This window comes from Alcaligenes sp. EGD-AK7 (assembly GCF_000465875.3).
Classification (GTDB): Bacteria; Pseudomonadota; Gammaproteobacteria; order Burkholderiales; family Burkholderiaceae_B; genus Alcaligenes; species Alcaligenes phenolicus.
The window spans coordinates 147,838-169,251 of the sequence record NZ_AVOG02000067.1; the positions used below are offsets into that span (position 1 = coordinate 147,838).

14 protein-coding genes are annotated in these 21,414 nt (G+C 57.1%); 9 read left to right on the forward strand and 5 right to left on the reverse strand.

Annotated elements, in window-relative coordinates:
- Positions 1-100 precede the first annotated feature (100 nt).
- Positions 101-859, forward strand: coding sequence for a class I SAM-dependent methyltransferase (locus N879_RS17640; protein ID WP_009457675.1), 759 nt, complete (start codon positions 101-103; stop codon positions 857-859).
- A 274-nt stretch (positions 860-1,133) separates the two neighbouring features.
- On the opposite strand, the gene N879_RS17645 is transcribed toward N879_RS17640, so the two are convergent.
- Positions 1,134-3,428, reverse strand: a complete 2,295-nt coding sequence (locus N879_RS17645) for an NADP-dependent malic enzyme (protein ID WP_022983550.1) — start codon at positions 3,426-3,428, stop codon at positions 1,134-1,136.
- Positions 3,429-3,948: 520 nt separating this feature from the next.
- Between N879_RS17645 and N879_RS17650 the strand changes: the two genes are divergently transcribed.
- From N879_RS17650 to N879_RS17670, 5 genes are all read left to right on the forward strand, one after another.
- Positions 3,949-6,816, forward strand: coding sequence for a 2-oxoglutarate dehydrogenase E1 component (locus N879_RS17650; protein ID WP_009457674.1), 2,868 nt, complete (start codon positions 3,949-3,951; stop codon positions 6,814-6,816).
- Between the two features lie 34 nt (positions 6,817-6,850).
- Positions 6,851-8,065 (forward strand): 2-oxoglutarate dehydrogenase complex dihydrolipoyllysine-residue succinyltransferase, encoded by a 1,215-nt coding sequence (gene odhB / locus N879_RS17655; protein WP_009457673.1) that lies wholly within the window; start codon positions 6,851-6,853, stop codon positions 8,063-8,065.
- A gap of 161 nt (positions 8,066-8,226) precedes the next feature.
- Positions 8,227-9,654 (forward strand): dihydrolipoyl dehydrogenase, encoded by a 1,428-nt coding sequence (lpdA, locus tag N879_RS17660; RefSeq protein WP_009457672.1) that lies wholly within the window; start codon positions 8,227-8,229, stop codon positions 9,652-9,654.
- A gap of 217 nt (positions 9,655-9,871) precedes the next feature.
- Positions 9,872-10,963 (forward strand): cell division protein ZapE, encoded by a 1,092-nt coding sequence (gene zapE / locus N879_RS17665; RefSeq protein WP_035271417.1) that lies wholly within the window; start codon positions 9,872-9,874, stop codon positions 10,961-10,963.
- Between the two features lie 76 nt (positions 10,964-11,039).
- Positions 11,040-12,362 (forward strand): tryptophan--tRNA ligase, encoded by a 1,323-nt coding sequence (locus tag N879_RS17670; protein ID WP_022983551.1) that lies wholly within the window; start codon positions 11,040-11,042, stop codon positions 12,360-12,362.
- A gap of 378 nt (positions 12,363-12,740) precedes the next feature.
- Here N879_RS17670 and N879_RS20925 read toward each other — a convergent pair whose 3' ends face one another.
- The 3 genes from N879_RS20925 to N879_RS17685 all read right to left on the reverse strand — a co-directional run bounded on the left by N879_RS20925 (position 12,741) and on the right by N879_RS17685 (position 16,500).
- Positions 12,741-13,400: a CatB-related O-acetyltransferase gene (locus N879_RS20925; protein WP_009457660.1), complete on the reverse strand. Its 660-nt coding sequence runs from the start codon at positions 13,398-13,400 to the stop codon at positions 12,741-12,743.
- Positions 13,401-13,635: 235 nt separating this feature from the next.
- The gene (locus N879_RS17680; protein ID WP_009457658.1) at positions 13,636-14,148 is read right to left on the reverse strand and encodes a hypothetical protein; all 513 of its coding nucleotides are present in this window, start codon (positions 14,146-14,148) and stop codon (positions 13,636-13,638) included.
- A 3-nt stretch (positions 14,149-14,151) separates the two neighbouring features.
- On the reverse strand, positions 14,152-16,500 hold the full coding sequence (locus tag N879_RS17685) for a Tex family protein (protein ID WP_009457655.1): 2,349 nt from the start codon (positions 16,498-16,500) through the stop codon (positions 14,152-14,154).
- 160 nt (positions 16,501-16,660) lie between these two features.
- Here N879_RS17685 and N879_RS17690 point away from each other — a divergent pair, with 160 nt between their 5' ends.
- Positions 16,661-18,715 carry an ATP-dependent DNA helicase gene (locus tag N879_RS17690; RefSeq protein ID WP_022983553.1) on the forward strand — a complete coding sequence of 685 codons (2,055 nt, stop codon included), beginning with the start codon at positions 16,661-16,663 and terminating at the stop codon, positions 18,713-18,715.
- Positions 18,716-18,845: 130 nt separating this feature from the next.
- Here N879_RS17690 and N879_RS17695 read toward each other — a convergent pair whose 3' ends face one another.
- Positions 18,846-19,325, reverse strand: a complete 480-nt coding sequence (locus tag N879_RS17695; RefSeq protein WP_009457651.1) for a hypothetical protein — start codon at positions 19,323-19,325, stop codon at positions 18,846-18,848.
- 358 nt (positions 19,326-19,683) lie between these two features.
- Between N879_RS17695 and N879_RS17705 the strand changes: the two genes are divergently transcribed.
- Entirely contained in the window at positions 19,684-20,049 is a 366-nt protein-coding gene (locus N879_RS17705; RefSeq protein ID WP_031233022.1) for an ethanolamine utilization protein EutQ, read from the forward strand.
- Positions 20,046-21,371 (forward strand): NAD(P)/FAD-dependent oxidoreductase, encoded by a 1,326-nt coding sequence (locus tag N879_RS17710; RefSeq protein WP_009457647.1) that lies wholly within the window; start codon positions 20,046-20,048, stop codon positions 21,369-21,371. Before N879_RS17705 ends, N879_RS17710 begins: the two co-directional genes overlap by 4 nt.
- Positions 21,372-21,414 lie beyond the last annotated feature (43 nt).

Genomic DNA, 21,414 nt, shown 5'->3' on the forward strand with positions numbered 1-21,414 from the left:
ATGTGCCTGCTTAAAAATAGTCTCTTTTTTACGCTGGTTTCCAGGCTCCGCGTTTAGCAAACTACTATATGGCTTGATATCAAGAGACAAAGGTGAAGCGATGGCAGACTCCCAGTTCAAAGATCACTTTTCCCAAGTTGCAGCCGACTATGCCAGTTACCGCCCCAGTTATCCGCAAAAGCTGGCGGATGTGTTGGCCGAACTGAGTCCCGCACAGGATAGGGCGCTGGATTGTGCCTGCGGGACTGGGCAGCTTTCTGTGTTGCTGGCCAAGCGATTCAAGGAAGTGATTGCCACGGATGGCAGCGCCGATCAGATTGCTCAGGCGCAGCCGCAAGAGGGTGTGAGCTATCGCACGGCTTTGGCTGACAACAGCGGTCTGGCTGATAACAGCGTGGATTTGATCACCGTCGCGCAAGCGGCTCATTGGCTGGATCTGGGGCCTTTCTATGCCGAGGTTCAGCGTATCGCTCGCCCCGATGCCTTGCTGGCTTTGATCACCTATGGCGTCTTGCATGTGGAGGGTGCAGTGGATAGCGTCATGCAGCACTTCTACTATGAAACCATCGGCGCTTACTGGCCACCGGAGCGCCGTCATGTGGAAGAGGGGTATCGCAGCCTGGCCTTTCCTTTTCAGGAGCTGAGCTTGCCGCCTTTGGCCATGGAGGTGGATTGGAGTTTGCCACAGCTCCTGGGATACATCAGAACCTGGTCGGCTGTGAAAGCGGCTGAAAAAGCGCTGGGCGCCAGTCCCTTGAGCGCAGTGGAAGTGGAGTTGCGCAAGCAGTGGGGTGATCCCGATCAGCGTCGCCGAATCAGTTGGCCTTTGTCTGTGCGAGCAGGGCGGGTGCGGAAATAGGCTGCTCTTGGAGTGCGATGTCTGCTCATCTGGTTCGGACACTTCGCGGCTGACGGAGTGAACTTGCACAAGATTCCGGGCACCCGCCAACCCTGAGAGAGGATACGCGGCTGTGTTGTGTCCATTGTGGCTAAATGAGCTTGATCCTGAGCACCGATACTCTGTTGGATCAGGCGACAGCTTTGTTCAGCGAAACTGGGTGCCAAAGTCATCATGAAATAAAAAACCGGATGCTGCTTTACGCTGCATCCGGTTTTTATTCAGCTAAACAGGATTAGCTGTTTTGCTGGGCTTCTTGCTGTGCATCCACAACAGCCAGGGCTGTCATGTTGATGATACGACGCACCGTAGCGCTGGTGGTCAGGATGTGGATGGGGCGAGCCGCACCCAGCAGGATGGGGCCCATGGCCACACCGTTGCTGCCTGTCATCTTCAGCATGTTGTAGGTGATGTTGCCGGCGTCCAGGTTAGGAGTAATCAGCAGATTGGCCGAACCGCGCAGCGTGCTGTCGGGGAAGGCCTTCAGGCGGATTTTCTCGGACAGGGCGGAGTCAGCGTGCATTTCGCCGTCCACTTCCAGGTCGGGAGCGCGTTCAGCCAGGATCTGACGAGCCTTGGCCATCTTGCGGGACGACTCGGTCTGGCGGCTGCCAAAGTTCGAGTGCGACAAGAGCGCGACACGAGGCACCACACCGAAGCGTTTGACTTCGTCAGCGGCCTGGATCGTCATGTCGGCGATCTGTTCGGCAGTGGGGTTCTCGTTGACGTGGGTGTCGCACACAAACAGAGTTTGTGTAGGCAGCATCAGCACGTTCATGGCGGCGAAAGTCTGGGCTTCTTTCTTCAGGCCAATGACTTGCTCAACATAGTGCAGCTGGCTGTCGTAGTTGCTGGCCACACCGCAGATCATGCCGTCAGCATCACCACGTTGCAGCAGCATCACGCCGATCAGCGAGTTGTGCTTGCGTATCATGGCTTTGGCGATGTCTGGAGTCACGCCTTCACGTGCCTTGAGCTTGTAGTAGGCAGTCCAGGTCTCGGTGAAGCGATCGTCGTCTTCAGGATCAACGATTTGCACGTTCTTGCCCGCTTCCAGACGCAGGCCTGCTTTCTTGACGCGCATGTCGATCACGCTGGGGCGACCCACCAGAATAGGCTGGGCCAGCTTCTCGTCCACGACGGTTTGCACGGCACGCAATACGCGTTCGTCTTCGCCGTCAGCGTAAATGATGCGCTTGGGCGCAGCCTTGGCCTGCATGTACAACGGACGCATCAGCGGGCCGGTGTGGTAGGTCATGGCGATCAGCTTCTGACGGTAGGCGTCCATGTCTTCGATAGGACGGGCGGCAACGCCGGAGTCCATCGCAGCTTGGGCCACGGCAGGTGCGATCTGAACGATCAGACGGGAGTCGAACGGTTTGGGGATGATGTACTCAGGACCAAAACGCAGATCTTCGCCGCCGTAAGCAGTGGCCATATCGTCGCTTTGCTCGACCTGGGCCAGATCGGCAATGGCTTTCACGCAAGCCAGCTTCATTTCTTCGTTGATCACGCTGGCGCCAACGTCCAGGGCACCACGGAAGATGAAGGGGAAGCACAGCACGTTGTTGACCTGGTTCGGGTAGTCCGAACGGCCAGTCGCGATAATGCAGTCAGGGCGGGCAGCCTTGGCTACTTCGGGGCGGATTTCAGGCTCGGGGTTGGCCAGGGCCAGAATCAGGGGCTTGTCGGCCATGGTCTTGACCATGTCGGCGGACAATACGCCAGGAGCGGAACAACCCAGGAACACGTCAGCGCCAACCATGGCATCAGCCAGGGTGCGGGCATCGGTTTCCTGAGCGTAGCGAGCCTTGTTGGGCTCCATGTTCTCGTCGCGACCTTTCCAGATGATGCCGCGCGAGTCAGCCACGAAAATGTTGCTCAGCTTCACTCCCAGGGCAACCAGCAAGTCCAGGCAAGCAATGGCAGCAGCGCCAGCGCCCGAGCAAACCAGCTTGATGTCGGCGATGTTCTTGTTGACGACTTTCAGGCCGTTCAGAACAGCGGAGGACGAGATGATGGCGGTACCGTGCTGGTCATCGTGGAACACGGGAATGCTCATGCGCTCGCGCAGCTTCTTCTCGATGTAGAAGCATTCGGGGGCCTTGATGTCTTCCAGGTTCACACCACCCAGGGTGGGTTCCAGTGCGGCAATGATGTCGACCAGCTTGTCCGGATCGGTTTCGTTCAATTCGATATCGAACACATCGATGCCGGCGAATTTCTTGAACAGGCAGCCTTTGCCTTCCATGACGGGCTTGGCGGCCAGGGGGCCGATATTGCCCAGACCCAGCACGGCGGTACCGTTGGTAACCACGGCAACCAGGTTGGCGCGCGAGGTGTACTTGGCGGCGGCTTCTTCGCCTTCGGCGTGGATGGCCATGCAAGCAGATGCGACGCCGGGGGAGTAGGCTAGCGAGAGGTCATCTTGATTGGCTAGGGTCTTGGTAGGGACCACCGAGATTTTCCCGGGAGTGGGATACGCGTGATAGTCCAGCGCAAGTTTGGCCAGATCGGCGTTGGCATCCATTTTGGTAAAGCTCCTGATAGGATTTTCTAGTGTAAAAGTGAATCTAATTTATAAGAAATACAGTCGCCAGGTAGGTGCTGATTTGTTATAGGCAGCATATGTCATGGCAACGCTTGTTGCCTGCCTCAAGGTGACCAAGGGCAGGCTGGGCTCGGTTTGGTGGAAAAGGGGCCCGCGAAGCGCGTACTTGCTGCACCCGATTAGCATATCGGAATTTTTCCTTCATGTGGGGCAGCCAAGGGGCGTCAATCATGATTTGGAGCGCTTCTTTTGTAAGAATTCGCCCTCGTGATAGATCGATGTGTTTGTTAATGCCAACGGTATGACGCAGTCGCCAAGCATTTTAGATGTCATTAATTGCGCCTTTTGTGTGCGGCGTTATACTAGATCAATACGGCTTGTATAAGGCGTCCCACGTTGCCTTCTGCTCCTGCTATCCGCTAACCGGCGAGGTCCGTGTCGCGGAAGGTTTTCCTGCATCTCAACACGAGTGAAACACTCGGATAGGTGAAGCGTAATAATGTCATCGCAAAAAGAACTGCTCAGTAACTCTTATTTGTTCGGGAGCAATGCTCCTTACGTCGAAGAACTCTACGAGTCCTACCTCGACAATCCAGGCTCCGTCGCCGACCAATGGCGCGAGTACTTCGACCAGCTGCAGCACCAGCCTGCGACTGACGGCCGCGACAGCACCCGCGATCAAGCTCACGCTCCCATCGTCGAGTCCTTCGCTCAGCGTGCCAAAGCCAATGCCTTCCTGACCAGCGCCCAAGCACCGGACCTGACAGTTGCCATGAAGCAAGTGTCGATTCAGTCCATGATTGCTGCTTACCGCTCCCTGGGTGCACGCATTGCTGATCTGGATCCCCTGAAGCGCTCCGAACGCCCCAGCATCCCTGAACTGGACCCTGCTTTCTACGGTTTGACCGAAGCAGATCTGGACCAGGTCTACTCCGCCACCAACACTTACTTCACCAAAGCCGACACCATGACGCTGCGCGACATGCTCAAGGCCTTGCGTGATACGTACTCCCGTTCGGTGGGCGCAGAATTCATGTACATCTCCGACCCGGTCGTCAAGCGCTGGATTCAGCAGCGCCTGGAGTCGGTGCATGGCACAGGTTCTTTCAACGTTGAGCAAAAACGCAACATCTTGCAGCAGCTGACCGAGGCTGAAGGCCTGGAGCGCTTCCTGCACACCAAATACGTCGGTCAGAAACGCTTCTCCCTGGAAGGTGGCGAGAGCTTCATCGCTTGTATGGATGAAGTGGTCAACCACGCTGGCGAGAACGGCGTTCAGGAAATCATCGTGGGTATGGCTCACCGTGGTCGTCTGAACATGCTGGTCAACATCATGGGCAAGATGCCCGGTGACCTGTTTGCCGAGTTTGAAGGCCGTCACGCTGAAGGCTTGACCGACGGCGACGTGAAGTACCACAACGGTTTCTCCAGCGACCTGTCCACTCGTGGCGGTCCGGTTCACCTGTCTCTGGCCTTTAACCCATCCCACCTGGAAATTGTTAACCCAGTGGTCGAGGGGTCGGTCCGTGCTCGTCAGGATCGTCGTAGCGACGAAGACGGCAGCCAGGTTCTGCCCGTGCTGGTTCATGGTGACGCGGCTTTTGCCGGTCAGGGTGTGGTCATGGAAACACTGAACCTGGCCCAGACCCGTGGCTACGGTACCGGTGGTACGCTGCACATCGTTATTAACAACCAGATCGGTTTCACCACCTCTGATCCTCGCGATACACGCTCCACGCTGTATTGCACGGACGTGGTCAAGATGATTGAAGCCCCCGTCTTCCACGTGAACGGCGACGATCCTGAAGCCGTGGTGTTCGTGACTCAGCTGGCTCTGGACTTCCGCCGCGAGTTCAAACACGACGTGGTGGTTGATATTGTTTGCTTCCGCAAACTGGGCCACAACGAGCAAGACACTCCTTCGATGACCCAGCCGCTGATGTACAAGAAGATTGGTCAGCACAACGGTACACGCAAACTGTACGCCGACAAGCTGGTTGCTCAAGGCATTCTGTCCGAGAACGAACCCGAAGATCTGGTCAAGGCTTACCGTCAACTGATGGAAGATGGCAAGCGCACGGTTGAACCTGTTCTGACAGACTACAAGAACAAGTACGCCACCGACTGGTCTGCTTTCCTGGGCGCCAAATGGACTGACCAGGCTGACACCGCCTTGCCTATGTCCGAACTGACACGCATTGGTGAAAAACTGACCACCGTGCCAGAAGGCTTTACGGTTCACCCACTGGTCAACCGCATGCTGAACGACCGTCGTGCCATGGCACGTGGCGAAGCTCAGGTGGACTGGGGCATGGGCGAGCACTTGGCCTTTGCAACCTTGGTGAACAACGGCTACGCCATCCGTATTACCGGCCAGGACTCGGGCCGTGGTACGTTTACCCACCGTCACGCTGTGCTGCACGATCAAAAACGTGAGCGCTGGAACGACGGCACCTACATTCCTTTGCAGAACGTCTCCGAAGGCCAGGCCAACTTCACGGTGATCGACTCGGTTCTGTCCGAAGAAGCCGTGCTGGCATTTGAATACGGTTACGCTTCGGCAGAGCCCAACATTTTGACTATCTGGGAAGCTCAGTTCGGCGACTTCGCCAACGGTGCCCAGGTTGTGATCGACCAGTTCATTACGTCGGGTGAAGCCAAGTGGGGCCGTCATTGCGGTCTGACTCTGATGCTGCCACACGGCTACGAAGGTCAGGGTCCGGAGCACTCCTCGGCCCGTATCGAGCGCTTCTTGCAACTGTGCGCTGACAACAATATCCAGGTTGTTCAGCCCACCAACGGCGCCCAGATCTTCCACGTGCTGCGTCGTCAGATGATCCGTCCTTTCCGCAAGCCTTTGGTCATCATGACGCCCAAGTCCTTGCTGCGTAATAAAGACGCTACCTCGCCACTGAGCGATCTGGCTGAGGGTCACTTCATGCCCGTGATCGGCGAGACCGATCAGGCAATTGATGCAGCCGCTGTCAAACGTGTTCTGGCTTGCTCGGGCAAGGTTTACTACGATCTGGTGAACCACCGTAAAGAGCTGGAGCGCAACGATATTGCCATTATCCGTGTGGAGCAGTTGTATCCGTTTGCCCACAAGGCCTTCCAGGCAGAGCTGGCCAAGTACAGCAACGCCAAGGAAGTTATCTGGGTTCAGGACGAACCTCAAAACCAAGGTGCATGGTTCTACATTCAGCATCACATCTACGAGAACATGACCGAAGGTCAGAAGCTGGGTTACGCCGGCCGTGCCGCGTCCGCTTCGCCTGCCGTTGGTTACCTGGCCAAACACCAGGAACAACAAAAGGCGCTGCTGGAGCAGGCTTTCGGCGCTCGCAAAGGCTTCATGCTGACCAAATAACGCACCCTAAATTTTAAATACGGAAAATATAATCATGGCAATTACCGACGTTCTGGTTCCCCAACTCTCTGAATCCATCTCCGAAGCCACTTTGCTGGAGTGGAAAAAACAACCTGGCGAAATGGTCCAGGCTGATGAAATCCTGATCGAAGTCGAAACCGACAAGGTTGTGCTGGAAGTTCCCGCTCCTGCCTCGGGCGTGCTGAGCGAAATCGTCAAGGCCAACGGCAGCACTGTGACTTCCGGCGACGTGCTGGCCCGTATCGACTCCGAAGGCAAGGCCAGCGCTGCCGCTCCTGCCGCCGCTGCACAAGAAGCCGCTCCTGCTGCTGCCCCAGCCGCTGCCGCCCCTGCTGCCAGCTCCGCCGCCTCTTCGGTTGCTTCGCCTGCTGCTGCCAAGATCCTGGCTGAAAAGGGTGTGGAAGCCAGCTCCGTGGAAGGTTCCGGCCGTGGTGGTCGCATCACCAAGGGTGACGCTCTGGAAGCCAACGCCGCTGCTGCTAAACCTGCTGCCGCTCCTGTTGCCCCTCCAACCCTGTCCCTGGACGGCCGTCCAGAGCAGCGCGTGCCCATGAGCCGTCTGCGCGCTCGCATCGCCGAGCGTTTGCTGCAGTCGCAGTCCGAAAACGCCATGCTGACCACGTTCAACGAAGTCAACATGCAAGCTGTGCTGGATCTGCGCAAGAAATACAAAGATCAGTTCGAGAAAGAGCACGGCGTGAAACTGGGCTTCATGTCCTTCTTCGTCAAGGCTGCTGTTGCCGCCCTGAAGAAATACCCTGTACTGAACGCCTCGGTTGATGGCAAGGACATCATCTACCACGGTTACTTTGACATCGGTGTGGCCGTTGGTAGCCCACGCGGTCTGGTGGTGCCTATCCTGCGTAACGCTGATCAAATGTCCATCGCTGACATCGAAAAGCAAATCGCTGACTTCGGTGCTCGTGCCCGCGACGGCAAGCTGACCCTGGAAGAAATGACAGGCGGTACCTTCTCGATCTCCAACGGTGGCGTGTTCGGCTCCATGCTGTCTACCCCCATCATCAACCCACCTCAGTCCGCCATCCTGGGCATCCACGCCACCAAGGATCGCGCTGTTGTGGAAAACGGTCAGATCGTGATTCGCCCCATGAACTACCTGGCCATGTCCTACGACCACCGTATCATCGACGGCCGCGAAGCCGTTCTGGGTCTGGTGGCCATGAAGGAAGCCTTGGAAGATCCACAGCGTCTGCTGTTGAACGTCTAAGCACGCGGTAGTTTCGGTCTAGTATGTTTACGGCCAAGTGCTTGCTTCTAAGCCTTGGCCGACTTTGTTTAAGGCCCTGGGGGTTGGCGTTCGCCACCTGATACTTTCCCGCCCGACTTCCGGGCGGTCCAGCGTGCCTTTTCACATTTATGGGATTTTTTATGGCTAAGCAATTTGATGTTGTCGTGATTGGTGCAGGCCCTGGTGGCTACATCGCCGCCATCCGTGCTGCTCAACTGGGTATGAGCGTCGCTTGCGTGGACGCATGGTCCACCGCTGAAGGCAAACCCGCTCCTGGCGGTACTTGCACCAACGTTGGTTGCATTCCTTCCAAGGCCTTGCTGCAATCGTCCGAGCACTTCGAGCACGCCAATCTGCATCTGGCTGATCACGGTGTGGACGTCAAGGGCGTATCGCTGAATCTGGACAAGCTGATCGGTCGCAAAGACGTGGTCGTCAAGCAGAACAACGACGGCATCCTGTACCTGTTCAAAAAGAACAAGGTCACTTTCTTCCACGGCACCGCTTCCTTTGGCGCCAAGGTTGACGGCGGCTGGTCGGTGAATGTGGCCGGTGCCAACGCTGAAGAGCTGGTTGCCAAGAACGTCATCATCGCTACCGGTAGCTCGGCTCGTGCCTTGCCCGGTGCCGAGTTCGACGAAGAGCAAATTCTGTCCAACGACGGCGCACTGCGTCTGCCCAAGGTTCCCAAGAAGCTGGCCGTTATCGGTGCCGGTGTGATTGGTCTGGAACTGGGTAGCGTGTGGCGTCGCCTGGGTGCCGAAGTGACCATTCTGGAAGGTGCTCCCGAGTTCCTTTCCGCCGTGGATCGCGACGTTGCCAAGGAAGCCCTGAAGGCTTTCACCAAGCAAGGTCTGAAGATCAATGTGGGCGTGAAAGTTGGCGAAATCAAGAAGTCTGCCAAACAGGTCACCATCAACTACGTGGACGCCGCTGGTGCCGAGCACAAGCTGGAAGCCGACAAGCTGATCGTGTCCATCGGCCGTGTGCCTAACACTGCCGGTCTGGGTGCAGACACCATCGGTCTGAAACTGGACGAGCGCGGCTTCGTGGTTGTGGACGACGATTGCGCCACCAGCCTGCCAGGTATCTGGGCGGTGGGTGACGTGGTGCGTGGTCCTATGCTGGCTCACAAAGCCGAAGAGGAAGGTGTGGCTGTGGCCGAGCGTCTGGCTGGTCAGCAGCCCCACGTCAACTTCGACACTGTACCTTGGGTTATCTACACCTCGCCCGAAATCGCTTGGGTTGGCAAGACCGAGCAGCAACTGAAGACCGAAGGCCGTGCTTACCGCGCTGGCAGCTTCCCCTTCCTGGCTAACGGCCGTGCCCGCGCACTGGGTGACACGACCGGCTTTGTGAAGGTTCTGGCGGATGCCAAGACCGACGAAGTTCTGGGCGTGCACTTTGTGGGCCCTGTGGCTTCCGAGCTGGTGGCTGAAGCTGTTGCAATCATGGAATTCCGTGGCGCGTCGGAAGATATCGCCCGTATTTGCCATGCTCACCCAACCCTGTCCGAAGCCCTGAAAGAAGCGGCCTTGGCAGTGGACAAACGCGCTCTGAACTTCTGATAGACTTTCAGGGTGTTGTTGGAAAAGGGCGGGCACAGGCTCGCCCTTTTTTTCGTCACGAAAGGCTGATCACAGCAGTCCGTAGCGGTTGCGATGCGTGAGATAATTGACCGCGCAGTATGCTCAGACCCTGCATCAAAAGCGGTGCTGCTGTGGATCGCAGTGCATGCTGGCAGACTACTACCTGTCTTGGACAGGTTCTTTTATTTTCAGTGATATGAATGTTCGCGAGTATTACCATCAGGCTTTAGCGGAAAAAGGCTACCGTGCCGACCAGGCACAGGAGCAAGCTATAGACCGGCTGCAACGCTATTACGACGAGTGGGTAGAGTTTCGCAAAATGCGCTCCAGCGCCTTGCGTCGTATGTTCTCCCGCCCGGAGGTGCCGCGTGGTGTGTACCTGTGGGGTGGGGTCGGGCGCGGCAAGAGCTTCCTGATGGACGCCTTCTACCTGACGGTGCCGCTCAAGCGCAAAACTCGGATTCACTTCCATGAGTTCATGCGCGGCGTGCACAAAGAGCTGAATCAGGTCAAAGGCATGAGCGATCCCTTGGATGAGGTCGCCAAACGTATCGCCAAGCGTTATCGCCTGATCTGTTTTGACGAGTTCCACGTCTCGGATGTGGCCGATGCCATGATTCTGTACAAGCTGCTGCTGGGTCTGTTCGAGCGCGGTACGTCCTTTGTGATGACCTCCAACTATGAGCCTTCCACCTTGTATCCGGAAGGCCTGCACCGCGACCGCATCTTGCCTGCGATTGCGCTGATCCAGAAGAACATGGATATCATGAACGTGGATACGGGCGTGGATTATCGCCGTCGTGCTCTGGAGCAGGTGAAAACCTATTTGACGCCATTGGGCCCGCAGACCACCGCAGAGCTGCAATCAATGTTCACCGCCTTGTCGGACACGGCCCCTCAAGAGCCGGTGCTCAGTATTGAAAACCGGGATGTAAAAGCGGTCGCCTTGTCCGGTTCAGCCGTCTGGTTTGATTTCGAGACCCTGTGCGTCAGCCCACGTTCGCAAAACGACTATCTGGAACTGGCGAACCGCTTCCAGACCGTGATTTTGTCTGACGTACCTCGCATGACGGCGCGTGATGCCTCTGCGGCGCGACGCTTCACCTGGCTGGTCGACGTTTTTTACGATCACAAGGTGAAGTTCATCATGTCCGCAGCGGTGCCTGAAGAAGAATTGTATGTGGATGGCCCTATGGCCAATGAGTTCCACCGTACTGTCTCGCGTTTGATGGAAATGCAATCGCGGGAGTACCTGGAGTCAGAACGGCGCCAGGCAGTTATTTTGTAGGATGCTGGGCGCGGCCACTGGCCACGCGTCTGATTCCTGAACCCTGACACGTAGTTTTATAAGCGTATTTTTTATCATGACGACACGAGTACTGACCGGCGTTACAACGACCGGTATTCCACACTTGGGTAATTATGCCGGGGCGATTCGCCCTGCTATCCGTGCTAGCCAGCAAGCCGATGTCGACGCATTTTTCTTCATGGCGGACTACCACGCCCTGATCAAATGTGACGATCCGGAGCGCGTAGCCATTTCGCGCCGTGCGATTGCTGCTACCTGGCTGGCCTGCGGCCTGGATGTGGAAAAAGTAACGTTCTACCGTCAATCCGATATTCCGGAAATTCCGGAGCTGTCCTGGATGCTGGGTTGCGTAACCGGCAAGGGCTTGATGAACCGTGCCCACGCCTACAAGGCTTCTGTCGACAAGAATGAAGCGGCGGGCGTAGAGCCTGATGATGGCGTCACCATGGGCCTGTTCAGCTACCCCGTACTGATGGCGGCCGACATCCTGATGTTCAATGCCCACAAGGTGCCCGTGGGCCGGGATCAGGTGCAGCACCTGGAAATGGCACGCGATATCGCCAAGAGCTTCAACCACCTGTATGGCCGTGGCAAGGAGCTGTTTGTATTGCCTGAAGTGCAGGTGGAAGAGGACGTGGCCCTCTTGCCTGGTCTGGATGGCCGCAAGATGTCCAAGAGCTACGACAACACGATTCCTCTGTTCGAGGGTGGTGCCAAGGCACTGAAGGCAGCCATTGCCCGCATCGTGACGGACTCCAAAGGTCCCGGCGAGTCTAAAGATCCCGATGATTCGCACCTGACGGCCTTGTACAAGGCATTTGCGACACCCGAGCAGACCCAGGCCTTTCGTCAGCAGTTGATCGACGGCATGGCCTGGGGCGAGGCCAAGGATGCCTTGCATCAGTTGCTGGAAGCCATGATTGCGCCCATGCGTGATCGCTACGAAGCCTTGATGGCTCGTCCCCAGGATATTGAGGATTTGCTGCAAGTCGGCGCGCGCAAGGCTCGTGCCTACGCTACTCCCTTCATCCATGAATTGAAGGCGGCCGTGGGCCTGCGTGACCCCTTGAGCGTGGCAGTTAGCAAGACTGAAGCCAAGGCTCGTAAAGCTCGTTTTGTGAACTTCCGCGACGAAGACGGCACCTTCCGTTTCCGCCTGCAAGATGCTGCTGGACAAGAGCTGTTTCTGTCTCGCTCTTATGCAGACCCAAAACAGGCTGGTGTGGCGATCAAGGCACTGCAGACTGCGGCTTTTGCCGAAGTTGCCAAGCAGGAAGGTCAGGAGTTGCAAATCCATTGTGCCGGTGAAGAAGTGGCACGAGTATCGGCAGATCTGCGTGATGCCGTTGCAGCCGCTTTGGATTCGATGCGCGACTAAGTGGTTTGTCTACTGTGGGATTGATCGGCTGTTCAGGATTGATGCCGCAGTGGAGGCAGCAAGCTTCTTTGAGCAGCAACGCTTCAGCTTGAAGATTGCTTGAAAATGAGCAGCCCCAAAAGAGAGACCTATCTCACTTTTGGGGCTGTTCTTTCTGCGTTGTATTGAACGTGTGCAGAAGATCAAAGCTGGAGCTTGGCTTGAGCTTGCTCGTGTAATCGGCTTTGGCCTTAAATTCATTCTTGAAATCAGGTCAGGTCAGGTCAGGTCAGGTCAGGTCAAACCAAGCCAAACCAAGCCAAATCAGATCTGATTCGAACGTGAACTCTGAATTCTGAGCCCGAAATCTGGATTCGGACTTAAGACCTGGACTTGAGCCTAGGCCAGTCGCCCTTGGGCTTTGGACTTCTGATCCCAGTCCTGGCTGGCCAGCTCCAATGCTGCAATATCTTCTGCGCAGATCACATCTCGCAACGCCGTGAATTTCTCTTCCGACCAGTCGTAAATCTTCAAGGCCAATAGCCGGTCAATCGCTGCGTCCTCAAAGCGCTTGCGCACCGGCACAGCTGGGTTGCCTGCCACAATCGTATACGGGGCCACATTCTTGGTGACCAGTGCACCCGAGGCAATTACGGCACCTTCACCAATGACCACGCCGGGCATGATCATGGCCCGCATACCGATCCAGGCACCGTCATGGATGTAGGTGTCACCTTTGCCAACGTAGGCCTCCGTAATTTTGTCTACGAAGGGATACAGGCTGAACCAGTCCATGCGGTGGGTGTGATTGCCACCCATCAGGATGACGGCCTCGGCACCGATGCAGACGTAGTCACCGATGTGGAGCTGGTCCACTGGCCATTGCGAGGTCCATGCCTTGAGGCTGTACTCGTCCCCGTACAGGTAACGCACCACGCTTTCTTCAAAACTGCCGGTCCAGGCATGGCTGTAGTAGCTGTGCGTGCCACGCACATGGATATTGGGGTTGGATACGGTTTCGTGCAGGAGTTCGACCTGCGACCAGTGTTTTTGCTCCATGTTTTTCCTTCTGGACCTTGCCGCGCTGGAACTGACTTTGCGCCGGTCCCGGCAAAGTGGGTGTTCATGTTTGGGCCAAGCAGCCAAGCGAGCACAAGAGGCTCGCTTGCTGATGTTGATGGCGGGACTAGACTAATGCGCTTTGAGCTGCTTGGCATTCAAGCGGGCCAAAAGCATCAAGCCCTGCATGAATGCTCACGCAGGGCTTGGTGTGTTTAGGCCGGGATTGCTGGCCTTATTCGGCTGGCTGGGCAGGAATATCCAACTTTTCACACAGACTCAGGATTTCCTCCAGGTTCTCGCGTTTGACCACGATCAGCTGAAATTCCTCGTCATAGCTTTGGGCAAATTCCAGCAGGCAGTAGGAGGGGTGAAACTCCTGCAACTGCTCGTTCGCCCATTGGAAAAAGCCGTCCACGTCCTGAAAAGGCATGTCGTCGTAGGGAAAGGCGGGCAGATCCTGGCTTTCAAAGGCAGCCAGAATCTCTTCCCACAGTTCGTCCACGGTATCGGCCAGAGCCAGATAGTCGTCCAGCTCGTAGCTGATGGCCAGGATCAGAGCGCCATCCGGATCGTGTTCCATCAAGTTCTGGGCGTGCTTGCCATACGCCTCACCCATCGCTGTCGGGCTGGCGCTGGCTGTCAGCACGGACTGGCTGATGGCTGCAATATCCTGTTCCTTCTGATCAAATCCGGTCAGCAGATTGAGCAGACGCGTCAGTTGGGAAAGGCGCTCGGTCTCAGTCATGGCTTATCTCCGAAGTTTGCTAAAGGCGGCTGCCATAGCACCTGTCGGTGCCGGTTCAGCTTGCCGGTTGGGGCGATTGTTTCCGGAACGGCGCTGGGGTGCGTTGCTGGTGTTGCTGGAACCACGCACAGGGCCGCTGTCGTCGTTCAGGCGCATGGTCAAGCCGATACGCTTACGAGCTACATCCACTTCCTGGACTTTAACCTTAACGGTCTGCCCAACGCGAACCACATCACGCGGATCTTTGACAAAGGTCTCGGACAGGGCCGAGATATGCACCAGACCGTCCTGGTGCACACCCACGTCCACAAAGGCACCAAAGTTGGCCACATTGGTGACCACGCCTTCCAGAATCATGCCGGGCGTCAAATCGTTCAGGGAGTTGATGCCTTCCTGGAACTTGGCGGTGGTGAATTCAGGGCGAGGGTCGCGACCGGGCTTTTCAATTTCATTAAAAATATCACGCACGGTGGGCAAACCAAAGCGTTCATCCGTGAAGTCCGAAGGCGACAAGCCTTTCAATGCGCCGGATTTACCCATGACATCGCTGGCTTCGGTTTGCAGGCGCTCCAGAATGCGGGCGGCAACCGGGTAGGCTTCGGGGTGAACTGCCGAGGCATCCAGAGGGTTGGCTGCACCGGGAATACGCAAAAAGCCCGCTGCCTGTTCAAAGGCTTTTTCACCAAAGCGCGGCACTTCACGCAACTGCTTGCGGCTTTGGAAGGCACCGTTTTCGTCACGCCAGGTGACGATGTTTTTGGCCAGCGTGTTGTTCAGGCCGGAAACGCGCGCCAGCAGGGGAGCAGAGGCGGTGTTGACGTCCACACCCACGGCGTTCACACAATCCTCGACCACGGCGTCCAGGCTGCGAGCCAGTTCGCGCTGGTTTACGTCATGCTGGTATTGGCCAACACCAATGGATTTGGGGTCGATCTTGACCAGCTCGGCCAGCGGATCTTGCAGGCGGCGGGCAATAGAGACGGCACCGCGCAGGCTGACGTCCATATCCGGGAATTCCTGTGCGGCCAGTTCAGAGGCGGAGTACACCGAAGCGCCGGCCTCCGACACGACCACGCGGGTCAAAGGCAACTGCGGGAAAGCGGATTGCAGGTCGGCAACCAGTTTCTCGGTTTCGCGTGACGCTGTGCCGTTACCAATCGCCACCAGTTCAACTTGGTAGCGAGTCGCCAAGCCGGCCAGGGTACGAATGGCGCCTTCGCGGTCACGACGGGGTTCAAAGGGGTAGACGGTGGCCGTATCCAGCACCTTGCCGGTTGCATCGATCACAGCGGCTTTTACGCCGGTACGAATACCTGGGTCCAGGCCCAGAACGGCTTTATTGCCAGCGGGGGCTGCCAGCAGCAAATCGCGCAGATTGGCGGCAAACACGCGGGTGGATTCTTGCTCGGCTTCTTCGCGCAGACGGCCAATCAGCTCGGATTCGAATGCTGTCAGCAACTTGACGCGCCAGGTCCAGCGGCAAACCTCGGCCAGCCAATGGTCGCGTGGGCTGGCGTCGGCGGAAAAGTCAGCGCCAATATCGGTCAGCTCGGCGACTTTCAGTACACAAGGGTGGGGCAGAAGCGCATCCTGCTCGGGGTTCAGGCCCAGGCGCAGGTCCAGTGCACCTTGCTGACGACCGCGCAACAAAGCCAGTACACGGTGAGAAGGTAGTTGGCGCAGCGCTTCGTTAAAGTCGAACCAGTCGCGGAACTTGTCGCCTTCCTGTTCCTTGCCTTCGGCAACCTTGGAGTACAGGTGAGCGGACTTCCACAGATAGTCGCGCATGGCTTCCAGCAGATCGGCCTGCTCGGCAAAGCGTTCGGCCAGAATGTCGCGGGCACCGTCCAGGGCGGCTTTGGCCGTGTCGATCTTGGCTTCGGCATTCAGAAAGCCTTCGGCCAGCGCCACAGGGTCTGCATCCTTCTGGGCCAGAATGGCGTCCGCCAGCGGCTCCAGGCCGGCTTCGCGGGCAATCTGGGCACGGGTACGGCGCTTGGGCTTGTAAGGGGCGTACAAGTCTTCCAGACGCTGCTTGGTGTCAGCCGCCAAAATGGCTTGCTCCAGCTCGGGCGTCAGTTTTTCCTGCTGGCGGATCGATTCCAGAATGGCATGACGACGCGATTGCATATCGCGCAAATAGATCAGGCGCACTTCCAGATCACGCAGGACATTATCGTCCAGGCCGCCGGTAGCTTCCTTGCGGTAACGGGCAATAAAAGGGACCGTGGCCCCGTTGTCCAAGAGCTCAACCGTAGAGGCGGCTTGTTGGATGCGGATGTTCAGTTCAGAGGCCAGTAGCGCCAGAATCTGTTGGTGATCCTGTTGCTGGGCGAGGGTTTCCACAGTCATTTCAGTTATGGGTCCATCGTTGTAAAAGGGTCTGCAAGCGCCGCATTTTGCCATAAAGACCGGCAGCGACCCAGAATTGGCAGGTATCATCTTGTATGTATTCCACTGTGATTGTAGACAGTTCTGTCATTCGTCACCTCTCCCTGAGCGGTTTTGCCCCATGTTGTTGCAGGATTATTCCGATATCTTTTCTCCCCAAGGCCCTCTGGCAGAGTCTGTCTCGCACTATCGTCCGCGGCAGGCTCAGCTGGAGCTGGCCCAAGCCATCAGCGAGACGGTTGCCGAGTCCGGTGTATTGATTGCCGAGGCTGGTACCGGAACGGGCAAGACCTGGGCCTATCTGGTGCCTGTGTTCATGCAAGGTGGCAAAGCCTTGGTCTCGACCGGTACGCGCACCTTGCAGGACCAATTGTTCCGTCGGGATATTCCCCACCTGCGCAAGGCGCTGGCCTTGCCGGTGGATGTGGCCTTGCTCAAGGGGCGCAGCAACTACGTTTGTCATTACCATTTGGAACGATTGGGGCAGGATGACCGTGCCCTGAAGTCCCGTGCGGAAATTGCTTATCTGCGGGCCATCCAGCTTTTTACGGAGCGCAGCCGTAGCGGCGACAAGGGTGAGCTGGCCGAAGTCCCGGAAGACGCGGATATCTGGCACCGAGTCACTTCCACACGCGATAACTGCCTGGGACAGGATTGCCCCTTTGTGCGCGACTGCTTTGTGATGAAGGCGCGCCGTCATGCCCAGGATGCGGATGTAGTAGTGGTGAACCATGCTCTATTCATGGCGGACCTGGCCTTGCGCGAAGAGGGTGTGACGGATTTGCTGCCTAGCGTGGATCTGGTGGTGTTTGACGAGGCACACCAACTGCCCGACGTGGCCACCCGTTTTCTGGGTAGTAGCGTGTCCTTGTATCAATTGACGGATTTGTGTCGTCAGATAGAAGCGGCGGGTCTGGCCCAGGCGCGCGAGACCGTGGACTGGAGTCAGGTGGCGCGCAAGCTGGAGCAAGCTGCTCGGGATTTGCATTTGCGCACCGCGTCGCTGGCCGCCCAAGGTGGCCGTGCCACTTTTCAGGCCTTGCCCGAGCCCGAGCTTTTTGACGAGGCGCTGGAGAATTTGCTGGAGACCTTCGACAAGGTCATCAAGATGCTGGCCATGGTGGCTGAGCGCCATCCTGATCTGACGGCGGCGCATAAAAGCGCCTTGGAGTTACGTGCGCGCTTGTTCCAATGGAGCCAGCCGGATCGTCAAGGCCGTCACGCCTATTTGCCAGAAAGTGAAAAAGACGAAGACCAGCCCGACGAGTTCGTGCGTTGGGTAGAAAGTGGGCAGCATTATCTGCGCCTGCACAGTGCCCCTTTGTCGGTGGCCAAGATTTTCTCGCGCTACCGAGGCAAGGAGCAGTCCTGGGTGCTGACCTCAGCCACCTTGTCGGTGCATGGGGATTTCAACCACTTCAAGCGACAGTTGGGCTTGTTTGATGCTCGCACCGAAGCCTGGGCTTCGCCGTTCGACTATCCGAACCAGGCGTTGTTCTACGTCCCCAGCACCTTGCCGCTTCCTAGCCATCCCAACTTCAATCAGGCCTTCGTGGATGCGCTCATTCCGCTGATCAAGGCGGGTCAGGGTGGTGTGCTGGTGCTCTGTACCACCTTGCGCTCGGTCGAGCGGATTGCAGATATGCTGCGGGACCGATTTGATCGGGAAGACATCGAACGCAATGTGTTGCGCCAGGGGGAGCGTTCACGGCAAGTTCTGCTGGACGAGTTCCGTGCCCGTGGTAATGCGGTTTTGGTGGGAAGCGCCAGCTTCTGGGAAGGGATTGACCTGCCCGGTGATGCCTTGACGCTGGTTGCTATCGACAAGCTGCCCTTTGCTCCGCCGGATGATCCGGTGCTGGAAGCGCGTATCAAGGAGTGCAAGGACAGGGGCGGTAATCCCTTCATGGAATATCAGTTGCCCGAAGCCGCCATTGCCTTGAAGCAAGGGGCAGGGCGTTTGATTCGTACCGAACGTGATTGGGGCGTGCTGATGGTGGGCGACACCCGTATTGTCGAGAAGCCCTACGGCAAATTGCTGTGGCGTGGTTTGCCCCCCTTTGCGCGTACTCGTGATCCTGCCCGTGCCTTGGCGTTTCTGCGGGAGCAGAAAACCAGGCGGCAGAGTGCTCAAGCCAGCGATGTGGAACTGAACGACAGCTCTGAACAGGCTTGAGAATACGGCTTGTATTCCGTTTGCCTTGGCTTGGACTACACGCTTGTAGAAGCTTGAGGCAGAGGAGCAGAGGAAATAAAGCCAGCCGCTCCCTGTGCAGCCCACCGCGGGCTGGCTTTTTTATATAAATCTAGGGCAAGGACTCGTCTGCGATGATGTCCTCTGCCACCAAGCCCCACAAGAACAGATCGGGCGTGCCAGCACCTTCCAGATTGCCCTCTATCTGCTGCAGCACGGACATGATGGCGCTGCGATTGCTGACTGCCTCAAATGCTTCCCGAGTGATAGGCGGATACCAGCCCTGCTTGAGTACAGCGACAGCCATGGCCAGCGCCATGGAAAATACATGCTGGCCCAGCATGGAGACTTGGACCGTTTCGCCTGCGCGATTGCGCACATCAAACATCTGCTCTTCATCAGGCAGCTTGGCACCCAGACGCCAGGCCAGTGCCAGCCCGAAGGCTTCGGGAATCATTACGCAAAGCTTGGTCGCACGGACTTCTGACAGGCCGCTGGCTTGCAGTTGAGTGATGCATTCGTCAATGCTTTGCTTCGCTGCCAGGACAGGAATGGCTTGCAGCACCTGTTTTTCTGCTTGTTCGTGATTCATGGTGTCTGCTTTAAGAAGGAGGCACGTCCGGGGACGGGGAAACGGTGGCGAGGAAAAGTGTGGTGCATGTCCACACTTGTTCAGAAATCAACAATCCATTCTGCTGATTTTGCATCCGGGTAATTTTAGCCAGGATCCTCAGCACGAGGCCCGTCAAAAAAACGGTTTGCCGCTCCATGAGAAACATCATTCCGAAGGGTGCTTGTGACGCCGGCTTCATTGTTTAAATGTAAAACACTTGACTGCCGAACGCAGGGTAATCCCCATCCTCCAATAGATTGACTCCCCAAATCTGGCTCATTACCATCACAGCATACAACTATGTATGTTCTAAATCCACTTGTGTTTGGTGATCCTAATGACGACAGAAAAGACTATGCCGCGGGTAATGCGTTTTGATGAGTTGGCCTTCCAGCCTCGACAGGAAAAGCCCGAGATGGCACAACTGGCCGAGATCGTGGGAGAACAGGACGGTACGCCTTTAAGTGCCGGTTATGCCCGCTTGAGCAAGGCACGGATTGAATGGACCGTCCTGTATGACGAAGTGGTCACGGTGATTGAAGGCAGCATCAACATTCACACCCCACAAGGAGTGTTGACGGCTGGGCCTCTGGATTGCATCTGGCTGCCTGCTGGCACACCCTTGATTTACGAAACAGAATCCGCCTTGATTCATTACTGTCTGCATCCCAGCAACTGGGCTAGCGCACGGACGGCCGCATGAGCATCCGGAAAATCACGCGCTTGCCGGAGAACGACAAGACCAATGGGTGGAGTCGGCTGCTGACTCCTCGTACCCCCAAACCGTCCCTGGCTAAAGACATACAGGCGGATTGGGTGATTGTCGGTGGTGGTCTGGCCGGTTTGGCCGCCGCCCGTCGTCTGGCAGAGAACCGCCCCGGTGACAGCATCGTGGTACTGGAAGCGGATCAGGTGGGCGAGGGTGCTCAAGGTCGAAACTCCGGCTTTGCCATTGATAGCCCCCACAACGTGGGTAGCTCGATGGGCGAGCTGGATGCCGCGCGTTCGCATCTGCGCCTGGCACGTACGGCGATTGCATATCTGAAAACACAGGTAGAGCGTTACGGCATTGAATGCGACTGGAGTCCCATCGGTAAGTTCCACGCTGCGGTCTCGCAAGAGGGCGTAGAGAAAACACTGAAGCCGACGCGTCAGGTTCTGGATTCCTTGCAAGAGCCGTACGAATGGCTGGACGGCAAAGCCTTGCAGGACAAGTTGGGGTTCACGCATTTCCGCACAGGCATTTATACCCCCGGTACCGTGTTGCTGAACCCGGCGGGTCTGTCGCGTGGTCTGGCCGACAACATGCCTCCCAACGTTACCGTCTACGAAAAAACGCCTGTGCTTTCTGTGCAGCAAGGTGATGGCGTCACGCTGGAAACACCCGGTGGCAAAGTGCGTGCCGGCAAGATGATTCTGGCTGTGAACGTGTTTGCCGAGCAGTTCGGTTTTTACAGCGGCAAGCTGATGCCCATGGCCGCTCATGCCAGCCTGACCCGCTGCCTGACGGAAAGCGAACAGCGCGAGCTGGGTGGTTTGCCCAGTTGGGGATTGACCCCCGCCAATGCCTTTGTGGGCATCACCATGCGTCGAACCAATGACCAACGCATTCTGATCCGCCAGCACATGACTTACGCGCCCAATTTGCGCAGTGATGATGAAAGCCGCCGCCGCGTGCGCATTGAGCACAAAACCCTGTTTGACGAGCGTTTCCCGAATCTGAAAAACGTGGAAATGGAGCACACCTGGACCGGCTTTATCTGCTTGTCCCGTAATGGCTCCCCAGGCTTTGGGCAGGTGGCACCGCATGTGTATTCCGCGGTGTGTCAGAACGGGGTGGGTCTGACCAAGGGCACGATTTCCGGCATGTTGGTCGCCGATCTGGCTTGCGGTGTGGACAATCCCTTGATTGCCGATATGCAGGCTTTGGGGCAACCCGATGCCTTGCCGCCACGTCCGTTTCTGGATGTGGGTGTCCGGGCCCGTTTGGCCTGGGAGTTATGGCGGCACCGGGCGGAAGCCTGATAGCCGACGTTTGAACAATAAATTTAAAAGACATACCCAGGAG